The organism is Runella sp. R0.1_18, from assembly GCF_057652155.1.
Window position 1 is genome coordinate 1 of sequence record NZ_JBYFCK010000103.1, and the last position, 420, is coordinate 420.

Genomic DNA, 420 nt, shown 5'->3' on the forward strand with positions numbered 1-420 from the left:
ATATCATTATCAGTTACAATTCATGCCGCAACCGTCACTGCCCTAAGTGTCAGGGTCACAAGCGAGAAGAGTGGATACAAGCCAGAGCGGCTGATTTATTGCCTGTTCCCTACTTTCATGTGGTTTTTACATTACCTTCTGAGTTGAACCCATTGGCACTTCATCATCCCAAATTGGTTTATGATTCGTTGTTTGGGGCTGCTTGGCAAACATTAGAAACCTTTGGCAGGAATAAGGGCTTGCAGATGGGCATGATTGCTATCTTACACACCTGGGGTCAAAATTTGAGTTTACACCCACACCTACATTGCATTGTGCCAGGTGGTGGTGTGAATGCAAAGGACAATTGGCAGAACCTGCGAGCTGATGGTAAGTTTTTGTTTGCAGTAAAAGCACTCAGCAAGGTATTCAGGGCCAAGT

1 protein-coding gene is annotated in these 420 nt (G+C 45.0%); it reads left to right on the forward strand.

Going from position 1 to position 420, the window contains the following annotated elements; translation table 11 throughout:
* The coding region (locus tag AC23P2_RS31260) for an IS91 family transposase (protein WP_487776814.1) at window positions 1-420 on the forward strand (420 nt) is incomplete at both ends.